Genomic DNA, 8,743 nt, shown 5'->3' on the forward strand with positions numbered 1-8,743 from the left:
ACTTATTTTCCAAAGAAAAACAATTTCTTTATTATCAAGATAAGCTATCTCTTCTAAATATCCAATATTATCTTGAATTATTTGAGCAAACTTCACTTTACTTTTTATTTTCCGCTCTGGAACTAATTTCATTCCTCTAGCATTTGCCTTAGCTTGAAGTTCATTTGCTTGTCTCAATTCTTCTTCTGTCAAAACTTTAGAATTCTCAATATCTCTTCTTCTAGCATTTTTTTCAGCTGGTCCAAAATCTACTTTAACCATTTCTAGTTTTTCCTCCTGATTTTTAACAAGGAAACCAGAAACCTAATAAACCATACACTATGTACTTTTGATATAACTCTATGTTGTTTTAAATACATTTTTTATGTTAAAATATACATAGAATATTGAGTTTAGTAGGTTTCCTTGGCTGGCCCTACTATTTCCTGTTAATGGATTTTTAAAGAACCTTGTTGGCGCAAGGTTCTTTTTCATTTTACCACAAATTTCTACATAAAACTTTAATCCTTTTCAATTGAAAATATCTACTCTTTTAACGCTCCATCCCATAATCTTGATCTCGTTTTTTAGGCTTCATTTTTAATGACTTTTCCTTCTTTTGTTGTTCAATCTCTTTTTTTTGTTTATCACTAAAGAATTTTTGAACTCCATTACGCTCACTATCATCTACAAAATGGCGCTTCAACAGCTTTTCCCCATCTTATCTAACACAGTTGCTTTCATATAACCCACCATATTTGCAAGTTAAGGCATTTTCTCTTTATAAAATTCCTTCACTCGTTCCAACGTTTTCTTCAAAAAATCGTTTTCCGTTTTTAATTCTTGATTTTCAGTCTTAAGTTGTTGATTTTCTTTTATTAAATGTTCCACTTTTTCTTTTAAATTGATTTTATCCTTATTTAAAAGATCATTATCACCTATAAGCTTCTTATTTTGTGTTTTAAGCACATCTGAAGCTTTCGCAAGGGTTTTAATAGATTGAAAGTCCTTAGGCTCCAAAATAACCCTTCCTGTCACTTTCTCGACCTTTTTAAACATTTCACGTTCCCAAACAATTTCTTGATGCACTGGAATTTTATCGAACTTCGAAACATCTTCTACATCCGCCACTAACTTATTCGCTATTTTTTTTGCATGATCTGCTTTCTTTAATGCTTGTACAGCCTCATTTTCATGATATTTTGTTTGTTCTTTAAATCCTTGAACTGTCGCATGTTTAATATCTTTTGTTATTCCTCTTTCCAACTTATAACCATGTTCATTCATACGCTGATGATATCTATCTTGCAAACTCGCTAAATCTTCTTTTGTTTCAATAAACTTCTTACGACTAATTTGCCATATATCAGCTTTTCTACGTCCGTCATACGCCTTAATTAACGGAACTGCTACAACGTGCAAATGTGGTGTCCTCTCATCCATATGAACCGCTGCATGAATAACTTTATCTTTTGTAATGCCAATATCTTTTTCAAGAAACTCAAAAGACTGTTTCGCCCAGTCTTCAATTTCTTCTTTTGATTTATTCTGAAAAAATTCCTCATCACTCGTAAACAGAAATTCACAAGCCACATCATTTTTTGCACTGTTAATCGCCTGATCAAATGATTTCCTTCTATCAGATCGCATACTTTTCATACGTTTTTCATGGTCTATTTTCATTTCACTTGTAATCTCATTAAATCGTTTTAAATATGTATCTTCACATTTTACAAGCTCGATATTCTCGCTTGATTTCGACCGATCAATATCATGATTTGTATACGAAACTCTGTCCGCATTATGTTTTCCAATTCCTCGTAGATCTCCTGTTGTTTTAATTCCTTGCACTCGAAAAATAGAGTAACTCACAGAACCACTCCCTTTGTACTTGTCCACCTAATCATGGCATAGAGGATAATTGGATGTCAATTAGAGAACACACTCTTATATTGTCACTACGCAACAATAGAGTGTGCCCTACGGGACACATCGGCTTCGCCGATCACAGACAAGCCGTGCAAGAACAAAAACCTTGAGCTCCGCCCAAACCCACTGGGGAAATCTTCCCCAGACCCCATTTAAAAAACTCCCCCACCCCCCTCATTTTTTGAGGGGGCTCCCTCGCCGGTAGGCAGGGTCAAACGGGTACCGTTTGACAACCACAAGAGGGTCTGGTTGTAGTAAATATGTCAACTCCTTAATGCTCCTTCACTTCGCTTTGCTTCGTTCGTCCGCTTACCGTTGACATATAACCATATTAAACCCTGTTTCCTTTTTTTAAAATTCATTACAATAGATAACAATTTATAAATTGAAAAAGGAGGAGGATTTTTACAATCCTTCTCCTTTTTTTATATCAAGTTTATCTAATTATTTAAAAAAATTCATTTGCTATTTTTTATATTATTAAACAATTTATCATGTACAAGGTGAAGCTGTAGTTACGCTTCCAAAAAAAGGAACCCCATTTACTGTACCTGAAGCTATAAGTGTTATAACTCCGGGTCCAAAAGCAGTGACATTAGTACTAAAGAATCCATCTTCTCCTGTAAAAACCGTAGTTGGAGAAACAGTTGCTGGACCTTCTATTGTGAGAAATACCGGTATTCCTGCAAATCCAACGCCATCCACTAATAAACGCCCTGGTGCAACAACAGGAACATTACAATCTTCACTTGTAAAGCCTAATGCAATATCTGTTTCAGTACTAGTAACTGTTAATCTTCTAACACAAACTTTGACGATCTCTTTTTCTCTAAACTTAAAAGCAACTCGCAAGCCATTTATAAATCCAAAGTTTTGTTCTTGAGAAGAAACCTCGCCAAGAACTGACACACCAGTAACCTCAAAAAGGTCACCTACGTTGGCATCTTCACGATCAATAACACATTGGAAGGGGATATCATCGAAAACTTGAAAACCCGGCACTAGAGTACCATCCTCTAAAACTGCTGTATAAGTTAAAGTTTTATGAACCACTCCACAGATTACAACCTTTTCTGGGATTACATTTTCAATATCTGCTTCAACTGTTTTCGTGAAAACAACAGTATTTTCAAGAGCTGGAGGTACCAGCTGTGTTGTGCGTTCAACCACAACTTGACAACAAGTCGTTGAGTTAACTATCGGACATGGCATTTATTGTCCTCCTTAATATTGTTTCTTCTACTGATTACCTATCAAATAACTTTAAACTACTAAACAATAAATAAATAATCTATATTAATTATCACACTAAAAGAAACTATTCTTAATAAATTATTCAGTTCTAAAAAGAACTGTAACGGCTAAACCAATAGATCAAACTACCTAATTTTATATGAGTAATACGAAAATATTCGAAATCTTGCTGAAAATAAAAAAGTAAGCACCGATAAAAAAAAAGCTCGGTACTTACTTTTTTATTTTAATACAGGGATAGTACGCACATTTTAACGTTTTTAAGACCATATGAATTTCTTAGAATAGTAAAATTGACATTTTTAATGTTGATTTTGCTTAACATATATTTTTGTTAAAATATGGGTAATATCCCGATACTAATTTTTATAATATCTTTTTCAACCAAACTAAAAGCAAGAATTTGTTCATTATTTTGAAAAGAATCTGATTTTCCAAAATTTGTTTCATGAGACAAAAGCTCACCCAGTATTTTTTTCTCAATGATAGTAAATTGATTGTTTTCTTTAATATCTGTTGACTCTATAAGATATTCGAATGGAATATCATCTTCGATTCTTTGATTTGGAATTTCTTGACCATTAATTACTGTTGTATAAGTGATAATCTTACGAATAAAACCACTAATAACAACTACTTCCGAACAAACCTTTTCAATTGTAGCAAATAACTGTTTATTAACTTTAGTTGTCCCTTTTTTTGCAGGAGGAACCAACTGAATTCTGTGTTCTAAGATATGTCTAAAACAAAGATCTTTTAATTCAGAAGATCTTTGCTTTTCTGATGAAACATCAAAAGATCTCTCCTTTTTTGATGGGAAAATAAAAGGAATAGGACTTATACTAAATAATCTGAATTTAGGTTTATAATTTTCTTGATTTAAAGACACTTGAACACCTCCGATAAAAGTCTGTATTACATAGTAAACACATCATATAAAAAAGTGATAACAAAAACACAAAAGTGCAACCGAAAAACTGTTTCCACATAAAAGTGTGACATCAATATTCCACAAAAATTTCAACATAAAAAATGGAAGTAAACTTTTAATAAAATAAGAAAAAAAGAATCTATTACAGATTCTTTTTTTCAACAAACCTTAAACAAAAAATAATAATACCTTTAAACCTTTGTTAGGGGCAAAGATTTAAAGAAAAGTTTAGCTTACTAATACTTTTACATAAATCGGATATATAGTGAATTAATAATATTCATATTGAAAATTCTTAATATTAAGTATATTGAATTTTTATTTTCCCCATAAAAAAACATGAATATAAAATTTTCACTAATAAATTTTATATTCTTCATTAGCATTATGTAAAACAAATGAGTTAACAAAAAAGCCTAGCAATTATTAGGCTTTTTATGTGTAAAAGAGAATACCGTTTTCATTTCATCTTTAGATTTCTCATTACTGTATGCTCATTTTTATAATTAGTTCGAATGTAAACTTTTAGATATTAGTTTACATTCAAATCCCCTAAAATATTGACTTCACACCAATTCCCCTGATATCCTCAAAATACATAACAAAAATATACATTCAAAACACTATAAATAAAGAGGTTGAAATACCTATTAATAATTATATACTATTCCGTTTTTTTATCACTATTCGTAATCAAAGAAGCTCAAACCATATATGGTTTGAGCTTCTTTGATTACACTTACCGATTCTATTTATTTGAGTCAGCCTCTCTTCATCATATCTTCAATTCAGGCATAAATGCTATAGGATTCACTGCAGGACCTTCAAGTATTATAGCAACCATACCTGTATCTGTTCCTACTTCATGCCATTCTCCAGTTATCCAAAAAGGCGCCTGCCCTGCAGAAATAGGAACTCTCTCTACATTATCTTTAGACACCCATCCTTCTCCTTGTACTACAAGAAAAAGCTGATTTATCATTACTTGCTGACGTCCTGTAGAATCACCTGAATCAAAATGAGCACATACAAGATTAAGTGTTTCAACACTTTCATCAACAAGAATCCTAGATAAAATATAATTTTCATCTCCAAAACCTTCAACAGATTTACCAACTTCCTTATCAAATCTAAAAATTCTCATTTCTCAAACTCCCCCTCTATCATTTGAAATCAGATATCAGACAGTGTCCAATATATATGATTAAAATTAGTAAGAAACGCCTCCCTGACAACCACCTTTTTTATTAACTTCCTCAAGCAACTCCCAAATAGTTTTACCAACTTCTATAGCTATTGCAATTATTTGTGCAATACTAACCTTAGGAGTCCAAGCGTGTATTACTGCCAGTTTCACTGTTCTATTAGCAACAGAAGAATCGATAGTTTCAGTCCATTGTTCAGTACGATCACTTCTTCCAATCTTTGTGCCATCTACACCATATCTGTGCTGATTCGTAGTACCAATAACTACACCACTATCATCAACCATCAATACCTGTGCCCCTCCTGTAAAACCTCCAAACCATGTAACACTTCTGGTACGGGTAAATGCATTTATAACACCTTCAGCTGATAAAGTTGCATCGGTAGTCATATAATGACCTGCCCCTAAAAATGAATCTACGTGAATGCTAGCTTCCATTAGAAAATCATCCCTCTCTATATGTAAATTAAACACCAAATATTATTATGTTTAATCCTATAGAAAAATGACTAGGAACTACATTTTCCGAACAAAATGATTAACTCTTTAAATTTACATAATCTTACTTATCAGCAGTCCATGTATCTCAAAATCTATAAAAAAAATCCCTTTAGATCTTCCTTCTAAAGGGATTTTTCGTTCACATAATCTGTATTATCAGTAATTTTTATTTATCTACTTTAAAATACTCTGGATGTTCTGCTTTCATAGATAAAATGTTACCACACTCCGTGCAAACATCAGCAACCACTCTTGAAAATTGATTAAAAAGGTTATTCGTACTAATAAGTCTTAAACATGCTTGGGCATTTAATGAATCTTGCCCGATTTCTCTAGAACCACAATTAGGACATTTCTTATTCATTTTCAATTCCTTCTTCCTAAGATTTAGTTCACATAAAATCCAATTATCAGTAGTATCCCAAAAAGCTCAGAGTTCTCATATAACTCTAAGCTTTACTTTTGTATTCATTTTCCTATATTTTTTAGAAGTGGCAAGAGATAATTAATCAAATTTCAAAAGATTATTTCCAAAACTCATACCATTTCTTATCTTTACTTGCTGCAATCATCTTCTTAACTTCCTGGACTTCCCTTATTGTTTGCATGAGCATTTCATCGCGTCCCTGGTTCTTCGCTACGTCTTCACTAGTATTCGTCGCTATAAGCGTTTGGGATTCCTGTATCGTTTGTATAGCGCTCAATAACTCTGATTCTCTTTGTGCGAATCGCTGGTCTTGTTCGACTAAACGTTTGTTTAATTCTTGTAGTAATTCATTTTGCTTTTCAATGACTTCGTTTTGATCTTGAAGCATCGTCTGTAGCGTTGTAGCGTTGAAATCCGGTTCTTCATAGCGCTCAATTTCATGTCGCTCTAATGGTAATACCTCAACGCCTTGATGCCATGATACTATTTGTTTTGTGGCGTTTTCTAATGTCATGTCTGTGTCGTTCTTTAGGTTGATAACCTTACGAAACACCATTACATCACTTTCTCTATACTTCCTATGCCCACGTTCATTCTTTATGAAGGTATAACCCTCTTTTTCTAGTACATCAGCATACTTACGTAATGTACTAGATTGGATACCTAATTGCTCTGCCACGTCGCCAGGACTATATAACGTCTTCATAGCGTTTCACCTCAAAAATATATTCGCTATAGCAATGATATACCCTTTTTTCTAATAATTCACGTATCACTTGTTTTAAATTCTTAATTTGTATGCAATCATGTATAAAATCATGTATATCAATTTTACTAGAAAAGAAAAAAGAACCCTATAAAAACAAGGGTTCCTCCTTTATCCTTGCTACCGATAATGTATATTAAGTTTCCTAATTTGACTCATAACAAAAAAATGATTCAAATTACTTATAATATTAATCTAGTCATTTTCTACTTATCTACATTTAATATTAGTAGTTTTAAATAAAAGGAGGTTAAATAAAATGTCATATAAAATTAAATCATCTGGAGCCTTAATGAATAATCAGACCTTTTCTATTTTTGCCCACATTGAACTACTCAATGTCGACCCTGATAACTCCCGAAATGTAACTGTTCTTGTATTAGACTGGGGAGCAGGGGCGGGCGGCACGTCTCAAACTAATCCAGTAGCAACATTATTGAACTTTTCAGGAACTATTCCTCCAAACACACAAACAAGATTAAATGCTGTAGTTCCTGCCGGTCATCACTATGAAGTTAGGATTACCTACAAAGGTGACGATTTTTCAGTAAACACTTTTGGTACACGAGCAGCAGGAGCAGGATGGTTAGAGGGTTATACTGTTCGCAACCATGAATTTTTTAAAATTGATCTAGACTAATTTATAACAAAATGATGAGACGGGTACTTTAATTCAATAAGCAACTAAAAAAAGATGAAAACTACATTTTGTAGAGAGTCATCTTTTTTTTTGAAAGGGCATTTATCAACAACCCCAAGTAAAGATTTTTTTCAATGCTGATAATAGGACGTTATGTTAACCTCACATAAATATTATAAACATGTCGATATAAAAATAGATTCTTCCCTATGCTTCGCTAAAATTTTTATATTTTCCCCTTGCTTTTGGGCTAGAGTGCTGGCTGGGGGTTTGGGGGCTAGCCCCCTGGAACTTCGCGTTAAATAAAACATGATGTAAGAAAAAATCTAGAACGGATGCACTAGCGGTTCGGCTCGTATAATTGCTTGTCCAAAGCGGGAGGGAAATTGCTTGCTTTTGGTCTCTCGGCTTGGCGACAACAGCACACGAGCCGAAAAATGTTTTGCAAGTGATGAAACAAAGTGAAAAAGGTGGAGATTTATGAGCGGTTTTTGCTCATAAATACTACCTGTTCCTTGCGGAACATTTAGCATCTATATATAGAGTGAGATAGTACAGAATTCTAAAATAGAAAAAAAACCAATAATATCAATGCTTTTCCCCATATTTCGAAGTTCTTGATTTTAAGAACTTTAGTTCTTGATTTTAAGAACTTCAAAATAAATAAAAAAAGCTGAAAAAAATCAGCTTTAAAATAATCTTATAGGTAACTTTGTTAATTCTTTGGGAACCTTATAAAACATTGCTTGCAAGGTTAGATTCACATCATCTTTATTTCCTGCAAAAATAATATTTGGATTCATAAAATAAGCATTAGCTCTAACATTATTCCCTTCAATACCAATTTCAGAAACAGCAAGAATACCTTTATCTACTAAAGACTTAATAATAGGATTCACATTGTTTTTAGTTCTTTTTAAAATTAAAGCAATATCTGTTTGAGTTAACGGAATCGGACTTTTTTTATGTATATCATCTACAATACAATTAGACAAAAAACCAATCTTCCTACTTATTTTCCAAAGAAAAACAATTTCTTTATTATCAAGATAAGCTATCTCTTCTAAATATCCAATATTATCTTGAATTATTTGAGCAAACTTCACTTT

At 32.6% G+C, this 8,743-nt stretch carries 10 protein-coding genes and 1 pseudogene; 1 reads left to right on the forward strand and 10 read right to left on the reverse strand.

What is annotated here, in order from left to right:
• From AZF08_RS21055 to AZF08_RS21090, 9 genes and pseudogenes are all read right to left on the reverse strand, one after another.
• Positions 1-261 (reverse strand): annotated as a pseudogene (locus tag AZF08_RS21055) (MarR family transcriptional regulator); the annotation flags it as partial.
• Positions 262-532: 271 nt separating this feature from the next.
• On the reverse strand, positions 533-685 hold the full coding sequence (locus AZF08_RS30560) for a hypothetical protein (protein WP_156029205.1): 153 nt from the start codon (positions 683-685) through the stop codon (positions 533-535).
• Between the two features lie 59 nt (positions 686-744).
• A complete protein-coding gene (mobV, locus tag AZF08_RS21060; protein WP_033679036.1) occupies positions 745-1,851 on the reverse strand; it encodes a MobV family relaxase in 1,107 nt (368 codons plus the stop codon).
• Between the two features lie 549 nt (positions 1,852-2,400).
• A complete protein-coding gene (locus AZF08_RS21065; protein WP_033679034.1) occupies positions 2,401-3,120 on the reverse strand; it encodes a hypothetical protein in 720 nt (239 codons plus the stop codon).
• Positions 3,121-3,496: 376 nt separating this feature from the next.
• On the reverse strand, positions 3,497-4,051 hold the full coding sequence (locus AZF08_RS21070; RefSeq protein WP_051725966.1) for a hypothetical protein: 555 nt from the start codon (positions 4,049-4,051) through the stop codon (positions 3,497-3,499).
• A gap of 817 nt (positions 4,052-4,868) precedes the next feature.
• The gene (locus AZF08_RS21075; protein WP_033679028.1) at positions 4,869-5,237 is read right to left on the reverse strand and encodes a hypothetical protein; all 369 of its coding nucleotides are present in this window, start codon (positions 5,235-5,237) and stop codon (positions 4,869-4,871) included.
• Between the two features lie 66 nt (positions 5,238-5,303).
• Positions 5,304-5,738: a hypothetical protein gene (locus AZF08_RS21080; protein WP_051725965.1), complete on the reverse strand. Its 435-nt coding sequence runs from the start codon at positions 5,736-5,738 to the stop codon at positions 5,304-5,306.
• 229 nt (positions 5,739-5,967) lie between these two features.
• A complete protein-coding gene (locus AZF08_RS21085) occupies positions 5,968-6,165 on the reverse strand; it encodes a hypothetical protein (RefSeq protein ID WP_033679029.1) in 198 nt (65 codons plus the stop codon).
• Between the two features lie 160 nt (positions 6,166-6,325).
• Positions 6,326-6,934, reverse strand: coding sequence for a DUF3967 domain-containing protein (locus AZF08_RS21090; RefSeq protein WP_033679031.1), 609 nt, complete (start codon positions 6,932-6,934; stop codon positions 6,326-6,328).
• 319 nt (positions 6,935-7,253) lie between these two features.
• On the opposite strand from AZF08_RS21090, the gene AZF08_RS21095 reads away from it, so the two are divergent.
• Positions 7,254-7,634, forward strand: a complete 381-nt coding sequence (locus tag AZF08_RS21095) for a hypothetical protein (RefSeq protein ID WP_033679032.1) — start codon at positions 7,254-7,256, stop codon at positions 7,632-7,634.
• Positions 7,635-8,323: 689 nt separating this feature from the next.
• Here AZF08_RS21095 and AZF08_RS21100 read toward each other — a convergent pair.
• Positions 8,324-8,743, reverse strand: a 420-nt coding sequence (locus tag AZF08_RS21100; protein ID WP_063177359.1) for a helix-turn-helix domain-containing protein, incomplete at its 5' end; no start/stop codon positions are given.

Source organism: Bacillus gaemokensis, assembly GCF_001590835.1.
Classification (GTDB): domain Bacteria; phylum Bacillota; class Bacilli; order Bacillales; family Bacillaceae_G; genus Bacillus_A; species Bacillus_A gaemokensis.

Excerpts from the sequence above, each read along its gene's own strand:
- AZF08_RS21065 (WP_033679034.1), bottom strand. The coding sequence starts at position 3,120 with ATGCCATGTCCGATAGTTAACTCAACGACTTGTTGTCAAGTTGTGGTT.
- AZF08_RS21075 (WP_033679028.1), bottom strand. The coding sequence starts at position 5,237 with ATGAGAATTTTTAGATTTGATAAGGAAGTTGGTAAATCTGTTGAAGGT.
- AZF08_RS21080 (WP_051725965.1), bottom strand. The coding sequence starts at position 5,738 with ATGGAAGCTAGCATTCACGTAGATTCATTTTTAGGGGCAGGTCATTAT.
- AZF08_RS21085 (WP_033679029.1), bottom strand. The coding sequence starts at position 6,165 with ATGAATAAGAAATGTCCTAATTGTGGTTCTAGAGAAATCGGGCAAGAT.
- AZF08_RS21090 (WP_033679031.1), bottom strand. The coding sequence starts at position 6,934 with ATGAAGACGTTATATAGTCCTGGCGACGTGGCAGAGCAATTAGGTATC.
- AZF08_RS21095 (WP_033679032.1), top strand. The coding sequence starts at position 7,254 with ATGTCATATAAAATTAAATCATCTGGAGCCTTAATGAATAATCAGACC.